A 23,033-nucleotide genomic window follows, 5' to 3' on the forward strand; every position below is an offset into this window, starting at 1 on the left:
GGTCGCCGGCTGCACCCGGGTCACACCGAGCGAACGCTACGCACTGCTCGCCCACGCCGTGGACCGCCTCAAACGCCAACCGCACACGCACGTCTACGTCGACGCGGGCAACTCCAGCTGGATCCCCGAGGCCTGGCGACTGGTCGCCGCGCTCAAGGCGTCCGGGGTCGCCCGAGCCGACGGCGTCGCCCTGAACGTCTCCAACTACCAGACGAACGAGGCGAGTTCGACCTACGGCGACCAACTCTCCAAAGACCTCGCCGGCAAGCACTACGTCATCGACACCAGCCGCAACGGCAACGGTCCCTACACCGGCACCGACGCCTGGTGCAATCCGCCCGGCCGCGCCCTCGGCACCCCGCCGACCACCCGCACGGACAACCCCCTCCTCGACGCCTACCTGTGGATCAAACGCCCCGGCGAGTCCGACGGCACCTGCCGAGGCGGCCCGGCGGCAGGCCAGTGGTGGCCGTCGAACGCCCTCGAACTGGCCCGCAACGCCCGCCCCTGACACACGACTTGTGGCCTATGGCTCCTGGCTTACGTCTCCTGGCTCACGGCTCACGGCTCGTGGCTTACGGCTCGTGGCTTACGGCTTGGGCTCCCACACGTACCGCACGTCCGGCTCCCGCTCCTCGTTGGTGCTGCCGTCCGTGAACTCGACGGCGACGAAGCCGTGCCGCTCGTAGAACCGGTGGGCGGGCTTGTTCACCTGGAACGTCCACAGGTGCAGCCCCTCCGGACTCCGCTCCTTCGCCAGCCCGACGAACCGGTCCCCGAGCCCCCGCCCCCGCCAGTCCGGTTCGAGATACAGCTGCGACACCTCATCCCCGTTGATCACCATCAGCCCCACGATCCCACCGCCGTCGCCCGCATCGGCCACCCAGATCTCCCGCAACGGCACGACGACGTCCCGGAAGTAGTCCCGCACGTCGTCGGCGGACCGCGGACTGACGACGGTCGGCAGCGCGGCGGCGAACGAACGCAGCCACACGTCGGCGGCGGGGCGCGCATCGGGTGCGGTCGCCCGCCGCAGCGTGACGACGACCTCGGAGCCGGGGTTCACGACCGCGCCCCCTCTTCCTCTGCCGGCGCTTCTTCCGGTACGACGGCAGTCGCCGTGATCTCCACCAGCTGCCCGGTGTACCCGAGGCAGGCCACGCCGACGAGCGTGGACGAATGCGGCCCCGCGCTGAGCCCGGACGCCTCGACCACCTCCCACACCGCGGACAACACCGACGGCTCGCTGCTCACGACGTACACGTCCGTAGCGACGACATGCCCCAAGTCGCTCCCGATCGCCCGCAGTTGCTCCCCGAGATTCACCACCACCTGCTCGGCCTGCCGCACCGCGTCCCCCACACCGACCACCTTGCCGTCGACGTCGAGCGGAACCGCCCCGGCGAGAAAGGCGAGCTTCGTACCGGCTTCGACGACGGTGGCGTGGGAGTAGGTGGGCGGTGGGAAGAGCGTGGGGGCGGTGACGCGTTCGAGCACGGGGTCTCCCAGAAATCGGTCGATCGGGCACCGGTGGCCGGCAGCTGGCGATCGGCGGTCGGCGGTCGGCGCAGTGCGGGCGTCAGCCGATCACATGGACGAGGCTCCCGCATCCGAATTTCCGCCAGACAGTCGGCGTTCGCACTCCGGCGCAAGAGACGGGTACGCCTCGGTGATGGCCGCGTAGATCCGCCGCCGGAGCCACGCCTCCGCGGTGGCCCGCCCGGCACCCCCGTGCAGCCCGTTCAGCAACTCGTCGTAACGAGCCAGCCGGTGCAGCAGATAGTCGACCTTCCACCGGTCGAACGCGACGGCATCGGCAGTCCTGCCCTTGGCGGGGGTGTCGTCCGGTGGCAGCCCCCGTCGCTCGTACGCCCGCTCCTCGTCCCGCCGTTCGCGGTGCTCGACCGCAAGCGCCGCCAACCTGTGCGGAGCCAACCGCGGCACGTCGATCGGCTCGGCCGCGATCCGCGCCAGCACTTCCCGCCGCCTGCGCCGGGCGGCGACCCGCGCCGCGGCCGGCCTCCGCGCGGTGGCCGCCGAAACGGCCCGGAACTCCTCACTCCGTTCAGTGGCCTCGACCCGCTCGACGCAGTACAGCCGGGTCCGCGGTGCCGCCCGGACATGCGGATTGACCCGCAACAGGTCGGGTTCCCCGAGCAGTTGACGCACCATCCCGGCCGTCCATCCCCGAGCGCGCAACCCGGCGGCCGAGAGATGCGTACGGGTTGCCCGTGCGTCACCGCCGCCCTCCGCGTCCCGCCCCTGCCCTTGTCCCTGCCCGCTCTCATACGTCTCGTGCGCTGCCATCGACCGCTCCCCCGTAGTGACTCTCAGTGACCACTCCAGTGAAGCGCGCACCACTGACAATCGGCCCGACGGCCTCACGCGGCGAGAGTGACCTCAGGCTCCGGAGGGGTCAGGAGGGTTCGGAGTGTCAGGACCTGTTTGAACCGCCGGGGGGGGGTGCCCCGATTCGCCCTTGTCGTCGCGTCCTCGGGAGTGCGCGGTGCGGGCAGGTCGATGAGGTCGCCGACCTCGGCCACCTCCTGCAGGGTCCGCGCCAACGACCTCAGCACACCCCGCACCTCCGCGATCGCACCGCGCAGCGCGTCCGCGTGTTCCCACTCCCGCTCCCACGCCACCGGATCGCGCCCTTCGGGCCGCTGCGACTCGTAGGCGGCGAGGCGGGGATGCCAGGTCGCGAGGAGGGGGCGCAGGACGCGGTTGAGGACGGTGACCGCGAGGACGGCGAAGCTGACGTGACCAGGGGGTACGGGCGGGGCGATCTGGGGACCGTGGCGGTGGAGGATGTCCCGGGTGGTGCCGAAGAACGTGTAGAACGAGGACAGCGCCTCGCGCAGGAAGCCCTCGTCGGCGGCGAGTTCCTCGACCGACACCCGGGTGACGAGCTGCAGGTACAGCTCCCAGGCCGCGCTGCGCTCCGCGTCGGCGGGTTCCCAGGTGCCGGAGATCTCGCCGACGAACGGGATCGTCAGTCTGGCCGTGATCTGTGACGGACCGCCCGGGCCCCGCCGCCTGCGCTGCCTGTGTCTCATGATCGCCCTCCCCGGTACCCACAGTAGGGTAAGCCGTCGTGTGGGATGTCTTCCTCAGCTACAGCCGCGGTGACGTGGAGCGGGTCCGACCGCTCGCGCAGGTGCTGCGCGACGGCGGTCTTGAGGTGTTCACCGACGAGACCGGGGTCGCCTCCTTCGCCGGCATCAGCGACACCATCCGACGCGAACTGGCCCGCTCCAAGGCGCTGCTCGCCTACTACTCCACCGGCTACCCCGAACGCGAGGCCTGTCAGTGGGAGTTGACCACGGCCTATCTGGCGGGCCTGGGGGAGGGCGATCCGCGCGGCCGCGTCATGGTCGTCAACCCCGAGCCGGCCTCCGACCACATCCACCCCGTCGAACTTCGCGACGCCCGGCACGCCTCGGCCGACGACCCCGCCGCCCTGGTGGCCGACGTACGCGAGCACATCGCCCGCCTCGACGGCCCGATGGCCATCCAGGAACGTGCCGTACGGCGCTGGCTGTTGGGCTCCCCGGAGCCGCGCCTCGATTTCCTGGGCCGCCTCTCCGAGCTCTGGCAGGTGCACTCCGCCCTGCACGCCCACTCCGCGCCACTCGTCACCGGCCGCGACGCCCCGCGCGCCGTACAGATCCGCGGCATGGCCGGCATCGGCAAGTCGGCGCTCGCCCAGGAGTACGCCCTCCGCTTCGAGGCGGCCTACCCCGGCGGTGTCTTCTGGGTGAGCGGGCAGGCCTACGACGACTCCGTGCGGGCCCTTTCCGACTCAGCCGCCGCTGCCCTCGGTGCCGACGGACCGTTCCTGTGGATCGTCGACTCCGTCCCCGCCGACCGGCTCGGCGCCCGCGACATCGCCGCCATGGCCGCGCCCCATCCACTCGGCCGCACCCTCTTCACCCTGCGCAGCCGTGCCTACGCCGGAATCGGCACCCCCGTAGACCTGGAACCGCTCGACGCCCTCCACGCGCGCGTGCTCGTCGGCGGTGACGAGGCACTGGCCGAGGCGGTGGAAGGACACCCCCTCGCTCTCGGACTCCTGGGGCGCGCGATCCGGGCCGGGCATCGGCCGCGCGAGCTGTACGACCGGCTGCACGCGCGCGGGGGTTCGCTTCTCGACACGCTCGCCGGGACGGACGTCACCGGCGCTCTCGTACGGGACGTGGACACGGCGGAGGCCGCCGACGTCCTGCGCTGCGCCGCCGTACTGCACCCGTTGCCGCTGACGGCGGAGGACGTGGAACGTGTGCTCGCCGCCGTCGACCGGGTACCCAGGGCCGTCGCCGCCCGGCGGGCCGGGCACGGCGTCTCCGAACTGCGCGTGCGCAGCCTGCTGGCACCGGTGGCCGACGGCGGCTGGCGGCTCCACCCGGTCACCCTGCACGCCTGGCACCACCACGACCCGGCGCCCGCCCGCACCGAGTCCCTGCGGCACGCGGCCCTGCGGACCCTGTGCGGCCGCCGCGACCCGGTTACGCTGACCTTCCCCGGCAGCCGGAGGGAGGCACCCATGGCAGCACCCAGTGAGTCGGAGCGGATGGCCGCCTTCGACATCCAGGTCGAACTGGTCACCCGCATCGGGGTGCAGGAACTGGCACCGGGCACGGGCAGTCTGCGCGAGGCGCTGGCGTCCCTGAAGTCACTGATCGACTTCACGCGCGGGACGCTGCACACGTACAGCATCGGCCTCGAACGCGGTTCCGGCGCACCGACCGTCCAGAGCCTCGCCTACACCCTCATCAACGACATCATCCGCCCCTTCACCAGCACCTGGCACCCCCGCCTCGCCGCCTACGAAGCGCGCTGCCCGGTGGACACCGCCCCCTTGGACCACGAGGCCGCCTGGCCACAGGCCGAGCCGATGCGCACCGAACTGACCGCCCTGCGCGAGCCGTTGCTGCGCATCGCGGAGGCGCTGGGCGGTATCTCGGGAGCGGACTTCGGGATGGCGGCGACGGGGTGAGCGTGGCGCTCACCCGTCGAGCAGGGGGGTGAGGAAACGACTGGGCGTACCGTGCCAGAAGATGGCCAGCGCATCACGGGATCGTGTAGTCGCGACGAAGAGAAGCGAGCGGGCACGCTGAAGTTCGCGACGAAAGCGGAGCGGGTCGGTTCGCTGCATCTCGATTACCGCGCTGCGAGGCACCAGACCTTCACTCACTCCGGCGATGATCATGCGCTGATACTCAAGCCCCTTGAAGCGGAACATTGTTCCGATGTGTACACCCTCGTCACCACGTGGACCGTCGGGGCCGATCTCTATGGCTCTGATGCCTGAGTGGGCCAGCGTGACGGCGACTTCCTGGGCCATGGCGTTGGTGGGCACGCAGATCGCGATCTGCTCCAAGGGGACGTCGCCCCACTGGGAGACCAAGGCGGCAATTTTCTCCCGCTCGCTTTCCCAGTCTTCGCACGGATGCAGCTCGGGGCGCGCACCACTGAGCACGGAGTGGTAACCGGCCAGAGTCTCCTGGTTGCCGTCCAAGTCGTCGAAGGTCTCGCCGCTCAGTACTCCAAGCGCTGATCCGAGAATCTGCCGCGTGGTCCGATAGCTGAGGGTGAGCTTCGCGGACCGTCCTCGGATGTTGATACCGAGGCTGCCGAGGGTCACCTGATTGTTGTAGATGCGTTGGTACGTATCGCCGACGAGGAAGATGTCGTTGCGGTCCCGCGCGACCATGGCGCGAAGCATCTTCCAGTGACCCGGCCGCAGGTCTTGAGCCTCGTCCACGACGACATGCCGGAAACGATGACGCAGCCAGCCCGCTGAACCGTCCTGGAGATGAATGTTGTCCAGGCCGCCGGCGTCCGCGCGCTGCTGGTCGACAGCGCGCATCCGCTGCTCACGTTCCATTTCCAGACGCGCGGCCCGTTCAGCGACCTGCGCCCAGGTCTGACGGCCGAGGCGGTCCAGTCGCTGAGTGAACTTCTCGGCCAGCTGCCAGACGTCGGCCCGCTCCGGTCGCGTGAGGTTCCGGCCTCGGCCCGCCCGGCGCGCCCGGAAGTATTCGGTGCGGGACACGACGGCCTGACCCAGGATCACCTGCGTCCACTCGTCGTGAAGGAAGTCCGCGTCCCAGCCGGCCTCACCGAGTTCGTCGAGCATGGAACGCCACTCACGCAGCGCTTGGTTGTCGTCGACGGTCTGTTTGGTGCTCCCAGGCTCGGCCTCCCGCACGACACGCAGGGCGAGCTGGTCGACGTGACTGATCTCCACGCGGGCGACCAGCTGTTCCCCGCCCAACTCCAGCAGTCGGGCGCGGAGGTCGGCGGCGAGGTTCTTGTTGTATGTGGTGAGGAGCACCGGTTTGTTGTGGCCTGGGGCGAGCTGCTCCACCAGATGTTTGACGCGATGCAGGGCCACGATGGTCTTGCCCGTGCCGGGACCGCCGCCCACCCGGGCGGGGCCGGAGTAGTCGCGCTCCACCAGCTTGGACTGTGTCGGGTGCAGGAAGACCTTCCAGCGGCCGAAGTCCTCACCTTCCAAGGCTTCGCGCAGTGCCTCGTCCGTGGTGGTGACCATCGTCACCGGGCGTTCGGCCGCGGCATGGAAGTCCTCGGTGTCGACGGGCTCAGGTGCCGCGACCGGAGCCGTCACCTGCTCCAGGACCTCTTCGTAGGACTTGCCGTCGAACAGGGAAAGCAGGATCTCGCCGGTCAGCTGAGGCGCGTACTCGGCGAGTCCCAGCAGTTGGTCCTCACTGGTGAGGGTGCGGACCACCGGTACCAGGGGTTCGGCCACGCCGAGGTCGATGAGCTGCTGGTCCTGGAAACGAGCGAAAAGGGGTTCCGGCAGGGCAGGTTGGGCGGGTGCCTGAGGGAGCGGTGCCGGAACCAGCTGCGGAGGCGTCGTCCGCCGCAGGACACTCTCCTCGACGACCTCAAGGTCGACGTACTCGATACCACCGGTGATCTGGTTGATGCCGTACGCGAGGCGGTCGTAGGCCTCTTTGCGGTGCTTGACCGAGACGATCAGCCAGTCGCTGTCGGCGAGTCTCAGCAGCAGGGCGCGGTACTCGTCGTTGACGCGTGCGGACCACAGTTTGCCCGCACCCGTCGGTTGCTTCAGCTGCTTCAGCTGGAGGCCGGTGGCTTGCGGGTTTGCCTTGAACTTGTGCTGGAAGTCGTAGAGCGCCCCTTTGACGGCACGGGGAAGCTTGAGGATCTCCTTGTCGGCCTTGTCGAGCAGACGTAGCGTCACACTCGTGGTGGTCATCGGTGAGGCTCCCCCGGGATCGTTCCGTCGTCTTGCTGATCACGATGTCGGTGATGCGTGGATGGTTGCACGCCCAGCCGTTCCACAAGTTCCCTGGCGGACCAGTCGTTCGCAGGCCGCACATCCCAACCGGCGGCGACGAAGGCACTGTTGCGGTCCTGGGCCTCGTAGTCGGGCTCGGGGCCCACTGGCCGGGGGGCGAGCACCACACCAACCTTGTAGGCCGGCCAGGCCAGTTCGGCCATCCAGCCGTGGTCGTCGAGTTCGAAGCCGTCCATAGGGACCGGTACCGCGCTGGAGGCGAGCGCGGCTGCCAGGAGTTGCAGCCCGGGCTCTTCCGGATCCAGGTATTCGAGCACCGGGCCCCAGCCGGTCGTCTGCGGCTCGGCGACGTCCGGAGTCGTGGCTTGCGTTGCTTCTTCCTGCGGGAGAGTGGCCTCCTCCCGCATGCCGAGGTCGATGCGGGTGGATGTCAGCCAGCCGGCCCCCCCTGTGACGGCCAGCGCGTCGGTCGAGAAGCCGTCCAGCATGCTCGTGGTCAACTGGGCGCTGTCGCCGCCCCCATGCTCCAGGAACTGCAGCAGATTGCTCCAGTACAGCCAGGCCTGCCATCGCCTCTTGTGCGCTCTCTCTTCCGCGATGGCCCTTGCACTGTCGTCCAGGACGGCGAGCGCCGTCCACGCGGGCGGCTTGTACCGGCCGTCGGCGACAGCCGTGACAGGACACCCGGACTGGTCGACTGCAGAGAGGACACGCAGGGGACCACCCTGGCCGCTCGGCGGCCTGCCGTGCAATGCCGCTGCCAGCTGAGCGCCTACGGCTGACTCGGTGACAGCCGCCGCATGTGGCCGTGTTCCTGTCAGGCCCGCGACGACTGCCTCCGCGCGCGAGAGCCAGACCTCCGCATCGGGACAACGGAGGTAGGCGAGAAGAAGGTCCGCAGGATTGATCCAGACGTGTTCCGCCAGCTCGCCCGGCAGACCGCCTCGCACCTTGGCGTAGTAGTCGCGTGCCTGTCGTTGGCCGTGGTCGCCGTATGGGTGCCAGACCGGCAGTGCTGGTCCTGCAGTGGCATAGCCGGTGTCACGGACCCGCGTACGCCACTCCTTGACGTCGTAGTACGTGAGCTGGAAGACCCGCAGTCCCTCGGCGCGGAGCCGGGTGCGCTTGGTGGCGTCGTCGGCCAGCCGGTTGTGCTTGGCGGTGGCGTGGAACTCGTAGCCGTCCAGATAGAGCGCAAGACGCGGGCCGGGGGCATCGAGTCGCTCGAAAAGTACGTCAGGCCGTGTCCCGTCCAGCACGCGTTGTTGTGAAACGCGCCAACTCAAGGTGGCGCCCGCCGAATCGGTCAGCCGCAGGTCGAGGGAGTAGGTGCCCGCCGAGGTCGTGTACGTGTCCGCGCTGGCCTGGGAACCGGGTTGTCCCGCCCAGTCCTTGAGCGTGTCGATGAACATGACCTCAAGGTCGCTCTCGGCCTGACGCTCCAGCGGGATGTGGTGTGTTGTGGCAACGGGCGCGGTCTTCCAGCCCTCGCCGCTCTTGCCGAGCAACTCGTTGAGCATCTGCCGTACTTCGTTCCTGCTGACCCGGTCGTAGTCACTCGCGGGTACACGGCGCAGGAGGCACCGGTGACAGCCGTCCAGGCCCTTCTCGATGCACGGGCAACTGTCGATGACCTCGCGCGCCTTGAGCAGCACCTCCCGGAATCCCTCTGCTGAGGCGAGGCGGTGCAGATAACCGGTGCCGCCCGGCAGCCTGTCGTAGACCACGAGGAAGCGCCGCGGCCAGTCGGCGTCGCCACCGTCCGGCATCGATGCGGAAGCGATGTCGATGTGGTCGGGGTCGCCGCCGTACCGGGCTGCGATTCCCACGAAGAGTGCTGCGGTGAAGGACGCGAGCCGTTCCTTGGCGCGAGCGACCGATGCGGGCAGCAGGATGCGAACGGCTTCGGTGACCAGCTCGTGAGCGAGCAGGAGGGGGACGTCCTTGCCCTTTCCCTGGCCGTCCTCGTCGGTGGACCGTGTCTTTCGGCGTGGGCACCACAGCAGGTGGTGAGCGCCGGCTCGGGTGCTGGAGGCCAGGGACTCCGTGAGGGCCTGGTGCGGTTGGTCGACCACAGGACGTCCATCCGCTGTGGCGCCACCGCAACTGGTGCATACATAGAACGGGTTGAGACGAACGTCGTCGCCCGCGATGGGCACCGTACTGCTGCCGTCCTGTCGGTCGAGGCCCAGGTTGAGAGTTCGGACCATGGCGCGTCGGGTGAAATCGACGCCGAAGATGGCTGTTTCGTGCCGCCACGACCCGGGCGAGAGGTGCACCGGATCGATATCGACAGTGGTGAGCATGGAGTAGCGGCGCCGGTCCCGTTCGTCCTTGTCGTCACGAACCCGGGCGTCATCACGTTTGTCGCGGGCGATGACCCGTTTGGGTTCGAGGACGTACTGGACGCATCCGGCGTCGGCGATCTCGCGGCCGCCGCAGCGCGGACATGGTGAGGTGTCTGCCTTGGCATTCTCTGTCCGTACATAGCCGCAGGCAGGGCAGAGCCGCCACACAGACCAGGCGCGCCGGTCCGGACTGCCGATGTCCAGGGCACGCACGACGTGCCTGTAGCCGTTGACGTAGAAGCTGTTGCCCGGGGCGAGTTCGGCGAGGGAGAGCCTGCGGGAGCGCTCGTAGTCCCTCACCTCACTGCGGTACCTCTTCTTGGCGCCGAGGTCCTCGCCTTCGCCCTCTGCCTGCTCCTCGGTCCAGTAGAGGGTGGCCTCCAGCTGGGTGGTCGTGTCGGCGAGGCTGTAGTTCGGCAGCAGCCCCAGGTCGACCAGCGCACCGTGCGCGCTGGTCTGACTCAGGTCCCGCAGAAGATCACCAGTGGCGCGCCGCTCGGCCAGCAACTCCCGGTGTTCCCTGTCTTGTTCGGGGTCGGATCGCACAAGTCCGGCCATCGCTGCGTCGATGGCCGCGATCCGGCGCCGCAGCTCCTCGCGCCGCGACGTCCAGGCCTCCTCGGCTTCCTGTAGGGCGCGGGCGATCCCGCTCGTCGCGTATGCGCGCAGTTCTTCGGCGGCGTGCTCGGACACTCCCGTGCCATCAGCCCTTCCGGCGGGGAAGAGAGCCAGGAATTCCTCGACCAGATTCACCCCGTGGGTCAGGGCGGCATCGGAGAGGTCCTGGCACCAACCGGTGGTGCCGAAGAGCGCCGACACCAGCCGCGGCGCCGGCTGGAGCGGTTCACCATCCGCAGTGGTGAGCGATCCGCGGGCGGCGAGATCCAGCAGATGCGCTGTGTACTGGCGCCGCAGGATCTCCACCGCGGACAAATAGCAGCCCGGCGGAACGATGTCGCCGGCGATCATCTCGCGCGGTTCGTCCAGGTAGTAGAGGTCGCGTGCACGACGCCCACCGAAGGCGACGATGAGCGCGTTACCGGTCTTGCGGCCTGCGCGCCCCGCTCGCTGGACGTAGTTCGCGGGGCCTTTCGGCAGGGAGCCGAGGAGTACGGCCGACAAGTCGCCGATGTCGATGCCGAGTTCCAGCGTAGGGGTGCAGGACAGCACGTTGGGGTCGGTGTAGTGCGTACCGTCGCGGAACGTCCGCTCGACACGTTCGCGCTGCGGCCGGGTGAGCATGCCTGTGTGTTCGGCCGTGACCACACGGAATGTGCCGCCTGTCAGATACAGGCGCCGGTAATAGTCGTTCCGGTAGTCGCGCTCCTGCGATCCGCCGAAGCTGCCGGACGTGCTGCTGACGCCCACGGAGACATCGGTTTGCGGCGGACGCAGTACACCCTTGCAGCGGTAGCGAGGGCAGGGATGCCCGTACCAGCGGGTCCTTCGTTCCGGCAGGACGACCTGCTCCCAGCCGCAGTCCCCGCAGCTGACGAAGGCCTTGTTGACGATCGCGTCGTCGAGCAGCCGCACTTCGATATGGCCGGGCTGCAGCCCGTACACCCGGGTTGTTCTGTCCTGCGCCGTGCGCACCGCGAGGACGTGTTCCTCCGCCAGCACAGGTAGCAGCCGTCTCAGATATTCACTGGCTCCTGCGGCATCCAACCCAAGGCACCGCCGCGTCCAGTCCTGGTACCAGCCGAGCCGGCCGGTAGCCACGTCGAAGGACGACTTCTCTTTCGGCCCGTCCAGCAGGAACCGGGGAGCAGCCACCCCTTCGGGAAACGCGGGCATGCCGTCCGGCCGACCACCCCACACCTTAAACCGGGTCACGCCCACATCGCGCATCCATGGCTCCAGCCACTGATGCCGTACGCCTCCCCGAAGCCGGACGCGCTCCAACAGCCCACGCACGAAAGCGAGATAGCGATCGGGCGTCTGTAGACCGCCCACCGCCAGCAGTTGACCGGGCAAGGACAGATGAAGATCTCTGGCGAGCGCGATGATGCGATCCGGATCCTGCACGATGACTTCGGCTGCCGCGGTCCGAGTGAGCTCCAGGGTGCGCCCCTGTCTTGAGCGCAGGCCGAACTCCATGACGGTGGCGAAGGCCAGCCGCTCACCGATGAGTTTCCATGTACTGGCATCACCCGTACCGCGCCCGGACAACAACCGGTCCACGCCTGGTTCGTCGTGCAGATCCGGGGGTACCACGGCAGCCAGTGTCTGTGGGTCCTCGACCGAGTCGAGGACGTTCCCGATCAAGTCATTGAGCGCCAGGGGCTCCGGGGAGTTCGCGAGGCTGTGGGCGAGCAGGGACCGGAACGAGAACTTGTACGAGGCGTTGGCAACGTAACCCGCCCGGTGCGCGGCATCCTGCGTCGAGTCGTTGAACAGCAGAGTCTTGCGTTCTTCCGGTACGAGTGCGATGTCACCGCCGGTGAACAGCTGGGTGACGGTGGCGGAGGCGAGCGCGGCAAGCGCCGTACCGAGAAAGCGGATGCCGTTGTCCGTGTTGCACGCGGGACAGCGGTCGTCGACAGCGGCCCTGTCAGCCGTCTTCTTGTCGGTGATGGCGAGCGCGAACCAACCGTCCTGCAGCTCGTCGCGATCGGCGAGAGTCGGCAGACGATACGTGCCCTGCGCGCCGTCCAGTACCACCAGGGAGAGTGGGTCGACACCGCCGGAGGACGGCTTGGCCCCGGTCAGAGCGTTCAACGCCTCGTCCCGTTCGGCGGGGGTGGCGGCGATGAAGTACCGGATGCGCCGCTTGTCACGCCCGATCCCCGCACGCCACACCTTGTCCTGCGCCAGGACGAGCTGCTGCGGATCCGCTTCGGGCGACAGAGTGGCCCACCCGGAGCGCCCGCAGTTACGGCAGTACACGGCAGGCAGATGTACGGCGGCGGGACGCACCGCCGTATCCGTCCCCGGCTGCGGCTCCGCCCGCCGCGCGTCACCGGACGGCCACGACCCGGAGGACCGCATGTCCTCTTCGCCACTGCCGGCGGGTGGAGCGGCGAGCGCGGCTCTGCGCGCGGCGGTCCGATCGTCCTCGTACCAACGGAATTCAGGGTTCGGCCCCACACCGCGCAGTACGCGGGTCACAGGCCGCACCCACAGATGGGCTTCGACGTGCAGCAGCGGGCGCGGCCGCCTCTCGTCCGACTCGGGATCCCGGGCGGCCGACAGCAGCGCCACGAACCGCGACAGGGCCTGCAGCACGAGCCGAGGATTCTCCCGAGCCGCCCGCCCCCACGCGTACCCGAACCGGCTCATGCGATCGCGCAGTTCCCACTCGCTGAGCGGCTCGTTGCCGAGGAGCGACAGGGCACCGTGTGTGAAGTCGTGCCGCTTGAGGAGTCTGCCGATCTGGAACGCGTCGAGACCGGATCGCCCGAGCAGCTTCTCCGCGAGCGCGTTGAGGTCCAGCAGGTCGGGCCTGGCCTCGACACCTGGTCCGCCGGAGCAGTCGATGACCTCCTTCGGCGAAGGCGGTTCGGGCAGTTCGTAGTCCACCTCGCCGGTGAACTCGTCCGCCGACATCCGCTCTTCACCGATCACCGCATCCGGGAGGAACGGCATGCCGAAGACCTGGGCCGCCACGTCCAGAATCCCGCCGTGGGGACCACCCGAACCGCCCTCACCGAGGGTCGCGGATGTGGCCACCGGACAGATGGATCCGAGCGGCCGCCCAGGACGACTCTGCCCCGTGGCCGAGGCCAGTCGGCGCAACAGCATGGCGACGTCGGTGCCTTGAGCGCCGTCGTACGTGTGGAACTCGTCCAGCACTACATACGCGATGTCCGCGTCCTGCCACAGCGGCCGGTCCTCCCCACGCTGCAGCAGCAGGTCGAGCATCTTGTAGTTGGTGATGAGCACATCCGGCGGCGAGAGGCGCATCTCCTCGCGCCGCGTCATCACTCGCCGGAAGTCGGTGTCGGGCCGGTCCCCGATGTAGAGCCCGGCGGTGACCTGGGCGAGCTCCGGCTGGGCGAGATACTCCCCGATACGCCCGGCCTGGTCGGTGGCGAGAGCATTCATGGGATACAGGAGGACGGCCTTGATTCCGCCTCGGCCCTGGGCCTTCGCCCGTCGGCAGTGGTCGAGTACGGGCACGAGGAAGGACTCGGTCTTGCCGGAGCCGGTCCCTGTGGTGATCAACGTGGGTTGCGCCGGGCCGTGCAGCGTGCTGAGCCGCTCCCACGCCTTCGCCTGATGCCGGTACGGAGGGAACCCCGGCACCCACTCCACATGCTGCTCCCAGCCGTGGTCGGCCTTGTGGAACGGCGTCCTGATCCGCAGATACGGACCACGGAAGATCCCCGACTCGGGATGCCCCAGAAACCGCTCCAGCGCGAGGCGGGTGTCTCCGTCGGTCAACGCGTAGGTCGTCGTGAGGTATTGGGTCAGACTGCCGCGCAGCTGCGCGGCGGCCAGGGTGGGCCTCACGACTTACTCCTTCGTCCCCGGGTTGTTGTCCGGATCAACCGTATAGCGGCTCTCTGACAGCGTCTGCCGTATGTCGGCTCACATGAGCGAGCCGTGGCCGGAATCGCGCTCTTTCGTCACGGAGAGTCCCAACGCACCCTTCGACCAGGGCGATACGGCGATACAGCGGGGTCTAGGGGGAGCCGCGATGGTCGAGCCGATCTATGTACCTGTTCTGCCGACGCGGCGGGACACCTGGAACGCCTATGCGCAACTGGACTTCCGATTACGGCGACGGATCGCGCCACTGTGGACGGTCGTCCCGCACTCCGGTCCGGAGCGCACACGGGGCGAGCACGGGGCCCCGGACTGGGACAGCGATCAGGCCGCACTCGACCGCTGGCTCACCCCGCGGATGGATCAGCTGATCGAGGCCGTAGACGGCTTGCCGGGCTGGGTGGACGCCGCCCATGTCGAAGGCAGCATCCATGGATCGGCGGCGAGCCTGTGGCGGCTGATGACCCGCAGCCGCCTGCGGCTGGTGACCGGCCCCGAACGGGATCCCCGACTTCAGCGCTATGCCGCGGATCTCGCATTCCTGAGCGGGCGTGGCATGGGTATACGGCTTCTGGTCAACGCTCCGCCGGACGAGCTGCGGTCGACAGAGCTGCTGAGCTTGGCCGACCGGCTTCGCCTGCCCCCTTCGTCGGTCGACCTCATCCTTGACATCGGAGCCGTCTCGGACCCCGCAGAGGCCGGCAAGACGGCCATTGCGGCACTCGACCTGCTGGGCGCGTTGGCCCCCTGGCGTACGGTCGTCCTGACGTCCGGTGCCTTCCCTCGCGTGCACGACAGCCCGGGCTCCGAAAACGCCTATGTTGCCCAGCGCCATGACCGGAACCTCTTTGGGGCAGTGCGCGCGGCCCGGCCTGCGTTCCCGAGAACCGTGGTCTACGGGGACTATTCGGTCGAGCACGCCTTCAGCGCGAACATCCCCCATGTGCGGGCCCCTGGTCCTCCGTGGGGAGTGATGCGCTACACCGCGACGGAGGGGTTCATGATCGGGCGGGTCCCCACCCGGGGCAACGACCGCGTCGACCGCGTCCGGGCCATGGCCCGCTGGATCACGGAGTCCGACGCGTTCCGCGGTGTCGACTACAGCGACGGTGAGCACTGGTTGCAGGAGTGTGCCCGGGGAGAGGGCCCCAAGGGCTCGGGCAATGCGGAGACATGGATCAAAGTGGGGCACATCCAGCACATGAACTTTGTCGTGAACCAGCTCATCGGGGGCGATGCTGCGGCGGGATCGGCCTTGGAATGACGTGTTTTCGCACGTGAGGATTTCAAGGTCGAAAGAGAGGTAGTGTCTTGAGCCGGCTGTCGATCGTGTCGGCGACGAAGTCGGGGACGGGATGGCTGCGTTTGGTCTCCGGCCACGATGAGGACAGCGCCTCAGCGGTTTCCTGAACCGTGACGGCGATTTCCTCCTCCGGTACTCGCAGAGCCGAAGCGAGCGGGCGAAAGCTCTCAAGGGTGATCAGTTCGGACCTGAGAGTGCCGCCGAGCGGGAACGCCAGCTTGTGGTCGGCCTTCGGGTACGCGGTGACACATACGAGGTCGTAGGCGGGGGAGAGGCGCGCCTGCCTGCCGCTCGGGTAGCGCAAGGTCCAGTTCTTCAGGTGGGCGTCTGCGTTGCCCATCACAACGAGGGCCACCAGGCGGCGTACGTACTCGATGGCGTCCTCGGGCGGGCATACGGCGCTGACCACGCGACCGATGCCTTCGTAGTTGGCCTTGTCGTACTTGGCGTCGGCCGAGACCTCACGTACCTGCGCGAAATCCTCCTGGTGTACGCGCCCGGCGTCAGTCCGGTCGAAGCGGCGGACAGCAAGGGCGTGTTCCGTGGGTACGATCACGGACTCCGGCAGGTTCTTCAGTTCGGTGCCGGGAACAAGACGCGACTCCGGTACATCGATGCCTGCTTGCGCAGCCCACTGAAGCATGGCGAACTCGTTGGCCGGGACGGCGGGGAACCGCTGGTCGGGGAGCTTCACGATCCAGTCTCCGCCGCTTCCGGTGGCGGGGAGAACCAGGGCCTTACCCTCGTAGCGCATCGAGAACTTGGGTTGCACGCCCGCCAGTGAGAACCGCAGAGCGTGCTCGTGACGGCAGTCTTCGGCGGTCTCGTGGTCGGGCAGCCCGTCGAGAGGCACATCTGGTACGACCCGAACGGCGCCCGGAAGATCGTCGCCCAAGTGGCACAGCAGGACGAAATCGTGGAGCTTCTTCTTGTTCAGTTCGGTGGCGACCAACTGCCGCAGACCACTGCCGACTTCCGGCAGGAGGTTGGCGAACCACTCAGGCACACTGCCACTGCCTGAACGCCGCTTGCGTGGATCCCGTTCGAAGCCCTGGCCCAACACCGGGTGGTCCGCGCTGAGGTCCGAGTAGTCGAACCAGGTGTTGCCGTCGTGATAGCCCAGCACGCCCACGTGCCGATCGCCGAGATGAACGGAGGCCGTGACATCACGCTGCATCGCTGCTGCCTCCCCACGTGTCGTCGAACCATGCCTTCGGTTCCGGGCCGTCGGCGAAGCCCCAGAGGGCCATGCTCTGCACATGGTCGGCGATCACCTGCTTCGCCAGCTCCGCACGGCGGAGTAGGAAGGCGTCGAATGATCCCAGGCCGAGCAGTTTCATGCACTTCTCGTCGATGCAGTGCGAGCGGAGCGCCGACTCGGAGTGGACTCCCCCGATGAGAAGGACACCAGCCGCCGGTACACCAAGGGTGTCAGGGTGCACGAGTCGGTTCGCAATGCTGCGGTTGCTGTCCGACAAGATCGGAAACAGAGGGGAACCGCTGCCGAGGAACTCGTTGAACAGCCGCAGGAGGTCGATCCGCGTGCCCTCGGGGTGGTGATTGCCGTCCGCGTCCCGGACGTCGGTGAGCAGGACGGGGTGCGCGGAGAGTAGACCCAGGACGTTGATCTTCGCCTGCGCTCGGTTCAGAGACGTCTGCGTCAGGTCGGGCCGCCACTGCTCACCGCCCGGTGGGAGCAGGTTGAGCAGTCGGCTTGCGCCGGCTACCGGATCGTCCTGGAGCGCGCTCGCGTTACGGCGCAGGGCGACGGTGTTGCCCTGGGGGGCCGCACCCACGGCGGAGCCACGCCAGATCCAGCGGCGCAGCAATTCGGCCGCCCGGCCTGCGGGGCGCCCGAAGAGCGAGGTGAAGCGGGCGAGGACGGGGACGAAGAGCGCGTACGGGAGCAGGCGCAGGTGAGGAATGCCCGCGTCCATACGGAGGAAATCGACGACCAGGCGCAACGCCTTCTCGGTCTCGGCGAACGCGGCATGCCGGTCTTCGTCGTTCTTGAACTCCTGCCGGAAGTCACGGTCCACCTTTCCGCCGCGCAGGGCCATCACGCTCTGCATCAGGATCTGCGGAGTGAACTCGCCGAACTCCAGTCCGTTGACGCGTTCCCGGAGAGCGTCCAGGTCGGACGGCTGGACATCGAGCGGAGCGGAGTGCAGAGCCTGGAAGATCTCCGCTCGCTTCAGTGTCTTGCCGAAGGTGTTCATCCGGTCGAAGATCTCACGCAGCGCCTGCTCGTCGTCGCTCTCGATCTCGTACATGGGGATCTCGTACGTGCGGATGGCGGTGGCCACAGCGTCGCAAAGGTTGAAGTCGTCGTCGGACAGCCAGTTCCGGTCACGCTGCCATGCGAGCAGCCGACGGTTGTCGCCGGCGACCCAGACGGGCAGCCAGTGGTCCGCCGGGTGCTTCGCATGCGGGGCGGACAGAAACCTCTTGTCCCGCAGGTCGTAGAAGATCCGGAAGCGGCGGTCCACCGTCTCGTCGGAGGCGGTCAGCGCGCCGATGAGTGTGGTGAGTCGCTGTTGGCCGTCGACCACCCACAGAGCGTCGGAACGCTCGGGTGCATGGAATCTCAGTTCGCCGAGCGCGATCTCCGCCGCCGGCGCGGGTTTGCGCCACATCAGCAGGTTTCCGATGGGATATCCGCGCAGGATGCTGTCGAAGAGCCGCTCGGAGTCCGAGGCGTCCCAGCGGTACGACCGCTGGAACTGCGGAACCCTGATCCTGCCGCTCTGTGCCCACGCGACCAGCTCGGGAGGGGCGGCACGGCTTACCTTCGGCTGGGTCACTCCTGCCATGATCCACCTCCGGAGACGTTCACATCGTAGGCCGCGACGTTCCGCGGGGCGGGATTCATCGCAGGTCCTTGATCAGGGTGCCGTCTTCGGTGGCGAATGCCTTCCATCCGTTCTGAGGATTTCCCGCCAGTGCGCTCGCGGCCCCTGATGGTGTGCTGTGGAGGCTTCCGTCCTCAAGTCGCAGGTCGCCGTTGTCCAGGACGACCGCGTGATGGACCTGCTTGAGGTTGCGACGGCGCCATACGAGCTGCTGACCGCTGCACAGTCGTCCATCGGCCAGGAGGGGAGCGAGGGACTGGTCGCGTGCGGAAGAACGGGCGGTGGGCGCCCCGTCGGCGATGTCCGCTGCGGTGGTGCCCGACAGCCCGAGCAGCTTGCGCAGGGTGCTGTTGGGTGTGTCGATGAAGGGCTCGGCCAGGCTCTGCAACTTAGCGAAGACCTCGTCGTCGACCCGGATGGTGCGACTCAATCGACTCTCGCTCTCGCTTAATTTCACTGTGACAGCGGAAAGTGTAATCAGGTGCCCGGTCGACTGTCCATCGGCAAACGCTGTCTGGCCGAACTGGCCCTGTTTCCACGCTTGTTCGGTGTGGAAACACTCGCGGGATGGTGTACCGATGCCGTGCCCAGAAGTCGTCCGACGGCAAGCTGTGCAAGAAGCGGGTCACGGGACCCGACATACGCTGCCACCATCACGTAGGTCTACCGGCGGGGCGAGTGACGTCGCCGCCGCGCCCTCGACGCGCGAAGCGCGCGCCCCAGCGGAGACCCGCTCGTCCCCGCCGAAGCGCACCCGTACGAGCGGCGACGGTTACCAGTCCGCGACGGCTTGCCCCGACACAGCCATCGCGTGAGCGCCGCCTCCTGGAGGAAGTCGCCGGCTTCTGCGCGGACACCCTCAAGGACGGTGGTGCGGCGGCCATCGCGGACCGAGCCTCCGCATACGTCTCGGATGCGACCTGGAAGGCGCTCGTCAGGAGGCACCGAAGGACGGGATGCGACGAACTCGCGGAACTGGCTCGGGCCATCCTCAAGGGCAAGGAGCAACTGCACGACGTCGTGAGCCGGACGGCCGGCGGCCTCCTGGGTCTGCTGAGGCGCCCTCGCATCGAGCGGGTCTTCGCGCAGGAGCTCGCGCGTCGTATCCCTCTGCCCTGGGATGCACAACTCGCCGCTGCCGCACGCGGATTGCAGATCGCCGGGATCTACGTCTGTCTGGTGGGGAACCGGGAACTCACCGACTGCGCCTGTCTGAGGGACGTGCTCAAGGAGGAGGGGAAGGAGCGCGTCAAGAAGCTGATCCAGGTGGCTGTGGAGGACTGGAGGTCACTGCCCGCCAGGATGTCGGATGCGGTGGGTGAGGTGTGATCGCCGGACCGGCGTCGGGTGACTCATCAACTCGTCAGTGGTGTAAGGGGGTTGGGATAAGGTGTCCGTCACGCTCTGTTGACGTGGCCGGGTTGGATCAGGTGACTCGGCGTGGTGGAATCCTGAAGCTCGGGGGCATCCATGGATCCGTTTCTCCTCACCTTGGCCGGGACGGCCGGGACGACCGTCGTCACTCTTCTCGTCGGTGAGGGCTGGCAGCAGGCCCGCGACGGGGTGGCGGCGGTCTGGCGCAGGTTCCGTCCGGAGGCTGCCGGTGAGGTGGAGCGCGAACTCGAAGCCTCCCGGCTCGCCGCGTTGGAAGCGGGCGACAGCCGTGAGGTCGGGAACCGGCTGGAGGGTCACTGGATCGGACGGTTCGCCGGACTGCTGGGCGAGCACCCTGAAGCTGCCGACGATCTGCGGACGTTGATGGACCGGCTGAGCAATGGCTCAGGCGGTCAGGTGATCAGCGGAGGCGTGCGGATGGAGGCACGGGCCGACGGCAGCAGCCGCATCTACCAGTCGGCCCGGGACCAGCACGTCATCGAACGATGAGCGGACTGGAAAGCTGGGGTGACGACGCCCGCGGGAAAGCTGATGCCTGGGGACGTGCCTCGGAGAACGGCCAGGTGTATCAGTCCGGCCGGGACCAGCATGTGACGCACATCTACATAACGCCGGAGGCTCGGGGGCAGGCTGCTCGCGAGGCGGGGAAACGTGCCGATGGCGTGGTCCAGGCGATGGCACACGCGGTGGGCGAATGGATGGCCCGTTGCGCAGAGTTGGAGGAGCGGGCCGAGAGGGCGAAGGCCGAAGGGCGGGCCCAGGCTCATGCAGAGTTCGCCGAGAGGCTGAGAGACGCCGAGCTGCGTGTCATGCAGGCCCAGCGGATGATGCGCGAGGCGGAGCAAGCACGAGCACAGGCCGAGGCCCTCCTGACCCAGGCGCAGCAGGAGCTGGCGCTTCAGCGCCGGGCTGCGGAGCGGGAACGCGCCAGTGTGCAGAGTCCCCCATCCGAGGTGGTGCGCGAACACCAGGAGACAGACCAGTTCGCCCAGCTCCTGGAACAGGCGGAGCTTCAGCTCGGGGCCGTCCGGGACGAACTGCGGTTGTTGAGCGATGAGGTGCAGTCGCGCGGTGCGGAGGATCAACCGACCGTCCTGGTGGGGGAGACAGTGGAGAGCGGTGCCGAGTCGCTTGTGGGCGGGATCGAGCGCGACACCGCGGCAAATCGCCCGGCGCAGCAACGTCCAGAACGTCCTCGGAAGCCCCGCACCACCCTGGCCAAAGCCGTGAACGTAGTGGGCTATCTCGCCGTCGGACTTCCGCTGCCGATCGCGGGATCCGCGATCGGCACCATGTACTCGGCCAAAACACCGCCAGCGGTCGTGTGGGGCGTTGTCTTCGACGTGGGTGTGGTGGTGGCCGCTGTGGTGGTCGCCGCCTTGCTCTACCTCGCTCTGACACTGGCGCTCGACTGGTCGGAGGACGCCATGTTCGGCGGGTGTTTCGTGCACGCCTTCGCAGGTATCGGGCTCTTCATCACCGGCATTGCGTTGGATGCGGATACCTTGCCGCGGCTGACTGAAGCCGGCCGTTTCGTCGTGGAGTACCTGGGCCCAATGTGACCGAGGAGAGCCGCGCGTTCACCGCGCCCTGCGCGTCACCCCGATGAAGTCGAGCATGGCCTGCTGGGCCTTGACCTGTGTGGACTCCGATTCGCAGGATCTCTCATTGAAGAAGATCGGGATCACTGACGTGCCCCCCGGCGTGTGAGATAGGTGGCGGTGAGTGAGGCGCTCAGTCGAGGAGCTGGTCGAGTGTGTGGTCCGTCTCGTCGAAGAAGCCCTCGGGCCACTCCGAGAGCATGCCGTCCTCGCCGATGACGGGAGTGACGATCTGTACGTCGGCCCCATTGCCCCGGAAGTAGTGGACGACGGTGTCGGCGGCCTTCAACCGGCCCTGTTTGACGGCGAGTCGGGTGCCGTCGAGGACGTGGTCGCTGTGCGTCTCCACGATCAGCTGCGCGCCGGCCGATGCGGAGGCCGCGATCAGCGCGGCCATCCGTGCCTGGCCGCGCGGGTGGAGATGGGCCTCGGGGTTCTCCAGGAGGATGAGGCCGTCGGGTGCCGCCGTGAGGCAGGCCACCACGATGGGAAGAGCGTAGGTGAGGCCGAAGCCGAAGTTCGTGGGGCGGCGGCGCTGGGAGGAGTTCAGGCCCGCCGTGCCTCCGAAGCCGTAGCTCAGCCGTACGGAGTCGGTGCCGGGGATCCGCGTCGCCTCCAGGTTGACCCCGGGGCACAACTCCTGCATCCAGGCCACGACTTGGTCGAGGAGGGTGTGGGCGCGAGCCTCGGGGTGGCGCAGTGGCCCGTCCGGCACGATGTCCTGGGCGTGGTGGCGCAGGAAGTTGATGGTGTGTTCGCCGCGGGAGCCGAGGAAGCCGCGGTCAATCGCCTGGTGGTGCGAGCGGGGACAGCTGGTGGCCGGGACGATGCGGTCGGCCCTGAGGTATTGGAAGCGCCGGGAGAAGAGCGGTGTCCGGGCCCAGAGCTCCGGCAGGTCGGAGGGCAGGACGACGCCGGTGAGAGGCAGGACGTCCTGCCCCGGGGCGTACCGCGCCGACCAGGCGTACAGGTGCGTGCTGTCCGTGCGGAACACCACCGTGATCAGCGGGTCGGGTTCTCCTTCGGTGCGTACGAAGTCCTCGTGGAGCAGATCCTGCCCGGTCCCCAGCTCCACCAGATCGCCGTCGAGGAGGAACCCGCCGTGCTCGTCGGAGTCGCCGTCCGTGGAGAGCGTGGAGAGCAGCGTGCCCGAGTCGTACGACTGACGCAGCAGGGCGAGGGAGTGCAGAACCGTGCTCTTCCCGGACGAGTTGAGTCCGGTGAGCAGCGTGACCGGGGCGAGCCGGATGTCGGCCGACCGGAACGCCTTGAAGTTGGTCAGTGACAACTGGTCGATCACTGCGGGCTGCCCTCGTCGCCGTGCAGAAACCGGGTGGTGGTCGGCAGGCGGAACTCCGCCCATACGGTCTTTCCGGGCGCCGTCGGGCGAGGGGTGACGCCCCACTTGTCGGCGAGCGCCTCGACGAGGAGCAAGCCGCGGCCGGACTCGGCGTCGCTGTCGGCGGCGGTGGGGTGGGGGATCGTCGGCTGCTTCTCGTCGCGGGTGTCGGTGACCTCGATGCGGAACGAGGCCCCGCTCGCCGTGAGGCGGAGGTGGAAGTCGCGTCCGGGTACGTGGCCGTGGCGGACGGCGTTCGCGGTGAGTTCGGCTGCGATCAGGGTGAGGGTCTCGTTGGTGGGTGTGGTGTAGGGGTGGCCCCAGTCGTTCAGCCGGTGGGACACGAGGCGGCGGGCGAGGCGTGCGCCGCGTGGGGTCGAGGTGAACCGCATGGCGAACTCGTGCGGGAGGGTGGG

At 68.2% G+C, this 23,033-nt stretch carries 17 protein-coding genes; 6 read left to right on the top strand and 11 right to left on the bottom strand.

The genetic code is table 11. The features are described from left to right. Positions 1–511 (top strand): glycoside hydrolase family 6 protein (locus AC31A1_RS20365; protein ID WP_489654671.1); only part of this gene is annotated, 511 nt, incomplete at its 5' end. A gap of 78 nt (positions 512–589) precedes the next feature. On the opposite strand, the gene AC31A1_RS20370 is transcribed toward AC31A1_RS20365, so the two are convergent. The 4 genes from AC31A1_RS20370 to AC31A1_RS20385 all read right to left on the bottom strand — a co-directional run bounded on the left by AC31A1_RS20370 (position 590) and on the right by AC31A1_RS20385 (position 3,056). Beyond that, a complete protein-coding gene (locus AC31A1_RS20370) occupies positions 590–1,066 on the bottom strand; it encodes a GNAT family N-acetyltransferase (protein ID WP_489654672.1) in 477 nt (158 codons plus the stop codon). Then, a complete protein-coding gene (locus AC31A1_RS20375) occupies positions 1,063–1,497 on the bottom strand; it encodes a RidA family protein (RefSeq protein ID WP_489654673.1) in 435 nt (144 codons plus the stop codon). Before AC31A1_RS20375 ends, AC31A1_RS20370 begins: the two co-directional genes overlap by 4 nt. A 90-nt stretch (positions 1,498–1,587) precedes the next feature. Then, complete coding sequence (locus AC31A1_RS20380; protein ID WP_489654674.1) at positions 1,588–2,307, bottom strand: hypothetical protein; 720 nt, start codon at positions 2,305–2,307, stop codon at positions 1,588–1,590. Positions 2,308–2,381: 74 nt separating this feature from the next. Further along, complete coding sequence (locus AC31A1_RS20385) at positions 2,382–3,056, bottom strand: hypothetical protein (protein WP_489654675.1); 675 nt, start codon at positions 3,054–3,056, stop codon at positions 2,382–2,384. A gap of 38 nt (positions 3,057–3,094) precedes the next feature. Between AC31A1_RS20385 and AC31A1_RS20390 the strand changes: the two genes are divergently transcribed. Then, on the top strand, positions 3,095–4,996 hold the full coding sequence (locus AC31A1_RS20390; RefSeq protein WP_489654676.1) for a toll/interleukin-1 receptor domain-containing protein: 1,902 nt from the start codon (positions 3,095–3,097) through the stop codon (positions 4,994–4,996). Between the two features lie 9 nt (positions 4,997–5,005). Here AC31A1_RS20390 and AC31A1_RS20395 read toward each other — a convergent pair whose 3' ends face one another. Both AC31A1_RS20395 and AC31A1_RS20400 read right to left on the bottom strand, forming a co-directional pair. After that, entirely contained in the window at positions 5,006–7,249 is a 2,244-nt protein-coding gene (locus tag AC31A1_RS20395) for a UvrD-helicase domain-containing protein (protein ID WP_489654677.1), read from the bottom strand. Then, positions 7,246–14,091, bottom strand: coding sequence for a DEAD/DEAH box helicase (locus tag AC31A1_RS20400; protein WP_489654678.1), 6,846 nt, complete (start codon positions 14,089–14,091; stop codon positions 7,246–7,248). The genes AC31A1_RS20395 and AC31A1_RS20400 overlap by 4 nt, the downstream gene beginning before the upstream one ends. A 187-nt stretch (positions 14,092–14,278) precedes the next feature. On the opposite strand from AC31A1_RS20400, the gene AC31A1_RS20405 reads away from it, so the two are divergent. After that, on the top strand, positions 14,279–15,391 hold the full coding sequence (locus AC31A1_RS20405; RefSeq protein ID WP_489654679.1) for a beta family protein: 1,113 nt from the start codon (positions 14,279–14,281) through the stop codon (positions 15,389–15,391). Between the two features lie 22 nt (positions 15,392–15,413). Here AC31A1_RS20405 and AC31A1_RS20410 read toward each other — a convergent pair whose 3' ends face one another. From AC31A1_RS20410 to AC31A1_RS20420, 3 genes are read right to left on the bottom strand one after another with little or no spacing between them, the layout of a single operon-like run. Further along, a complete protein-coding gene (locus AC31A1_RS20410) occupies positions 15,414–16,691 on the bottom strand; it encodes a type II toxin-antitoxin system HipA family toxin (protein WP_489654680.1) in 1,278 nt (425 codons plus the stop codon). Continuing rightward, the gene (locus AC31A1_RS20415) at positions 16,597–18,243 is read right to left on the bottom strand and encodes a DUF262 domain-containing protein (protein ID WP_489654681.1); all 1,647 of its coding nucleotides are present in this window, start codon (positions 18,241–18,243) and stop codon (positions 16,597–16,599) included. Before AC31A1_RS20415 ends, AC31A1_RS20410 begins: the two co-directional genes overlap by 95 nt. Positions 18,244–18,298: 55 nt before the next feature. Beyond that, on the bottom strand, positions 18,299–18,712 hold the full coding sequence (locus tag AC31A1_RS20420) for a restriction system modified-DNA reader domain-containing protein (protein WP_489654682.1): 414 nt from the start codon (positions 18,710–18,712) through the stop codon (positions 18,299–18,301). Positions 18,713–19,302: 590 nt separating this feature from the next. Between AC31A1_RS20420 and AC31A1_RS20425 the strand changes: the two genes are divergently transcribed. The 3 genes from AC31A1_RS20425 to AC31A1_RS20435 all read left to right on the top strand — a co-directional run bounded on the left by AC31A1_RS20425 (position 19,303) and on the right by AC31A1_RS20435 (position 21,239). After that, positions 19,303–19,611, top strand: a complete 309-nt coding sequence (locus AC31A1_RS20425; protein WP_489654683.1) for a hypothetical protein — start codon at positions 19,303–19,305, stop codon at positions 19,609–19,611. Between the two features lie 141 nt (positions 19,612–19,752). After that, positions 19,753–20,166 carry a hypothetical protein gene (locus tag AC31A1_RS20430; protein WP_489654684.1) on the top strand — a complete coding sequence of 138 codons (414 nt, stop codon included), beginning with the start codon at positions 19,753–19,755 and terminating at the stop codon, positions 20,164–20,166. Continuing rightward, the gene (locus AC31A1_RS20435; protein ID WP_489654685.1) at positions 20,163–21,239 is read left to right on the top strand and encodes a hypothetical protein; all 1,077 of its coding nucleotides are present in this window, start codon (positions 20,163–20,165) and stop codon (positions 21,237–21,239) included. Before AC31A1_RS20430 ends, AC31A1_RS20435 begins: the two co-directional genes overlap by 4 nt. Positions 21,240–21,411: 172 nt before the next feature. Here the strand turns inward: AC31A1_RS20435 and AC31A1_RS20440 are convergent, their stop codons facing one another. Both AC31A1_RS20440 and AC31A1_RS20445 read right to left on the bottom strand, forming a co-directional pair. Then, on the bottom strand, positions 21,412–22,578 hold the full coding sequence (locus AC31A1_RS20440) for an AAA family ATPase (protein WP_489654686.1): 1,167 nt from the start codon (positions 22,576–22,578) through the stop codon (positions 21,412–21,414). After that, positions 22,575–23,033 (bottom strand): ATP-binding protein (locus AC31A1_RS20445; protein ID WP_489654687.1); only part of this gene is annotated, 459 nt, incomplete at its 5' end. The genes AC31A1_RS20440 and AC31A1_RS20445, both read right to left, overlap by 4 nt.

It is taken from the genome of Streptomyces sp. P5F9 (genome assembly GCF_057961495.1).

Coding starts and splice junctions, on each gene's coding strand:
- AC31A1_RS20395 (WP_489654677.1), bottom strand. CDS start 7,249: ATGACCACCACGAGTGTGACGCTACGTCTGCTCGACAAGGCCGACAAG.
- AC31A1_RS20385 (WP_489654675.1), bottom strand. CDS start 3,056: ATGAGACACAGGCAGCGCAGGCGGCGGGGCCCGGGCGGTCCGTCACAG.
- AC31A1_RS20410 (WP_489654680.1), bottom strand. CDS start 16,691: ATGTGCAGAGCATGGCCCTCTGGGGCTTCGCCGACGGCCCGGAACCGA.
- AC31A1_RS20380 (WP_489654674.1), bottom strand. CDS start 2,307: ATGGCAGCGCACGAGACGTATGAGAGCGGGCAGGGACAAGGGCAGGGG.
- AC31A1_RS20415 (WP_489654681.1), bottom strand. CDS start 18,243: ATGGCAGGAGTGACCCAGCCGAAGGTAAGCCGTGCCGCCCCTCCCGAG.
- AC31A1_RS20430 (WP_489654684.1), top strand. CDS start 19,753: ATGGATCCGTTTCTCCTCACCTTGGCCGGGACGGCCGGGACGACCGTC.
- AC31A1_RS20405 (WP_489654679.1), top strand. CDS start 14,279: ATGGTCGAGCCGATCTATGTACCTGTTCTGCCGACGCGGCGGGACACC.
- AC31A1_RS20435 (WP_489654685.1), top strand. CDS start 20,163: ATGAGCGGACTGGAAAGCTGGGGTGACGACGCCCGCGGGAAAGCTGAT.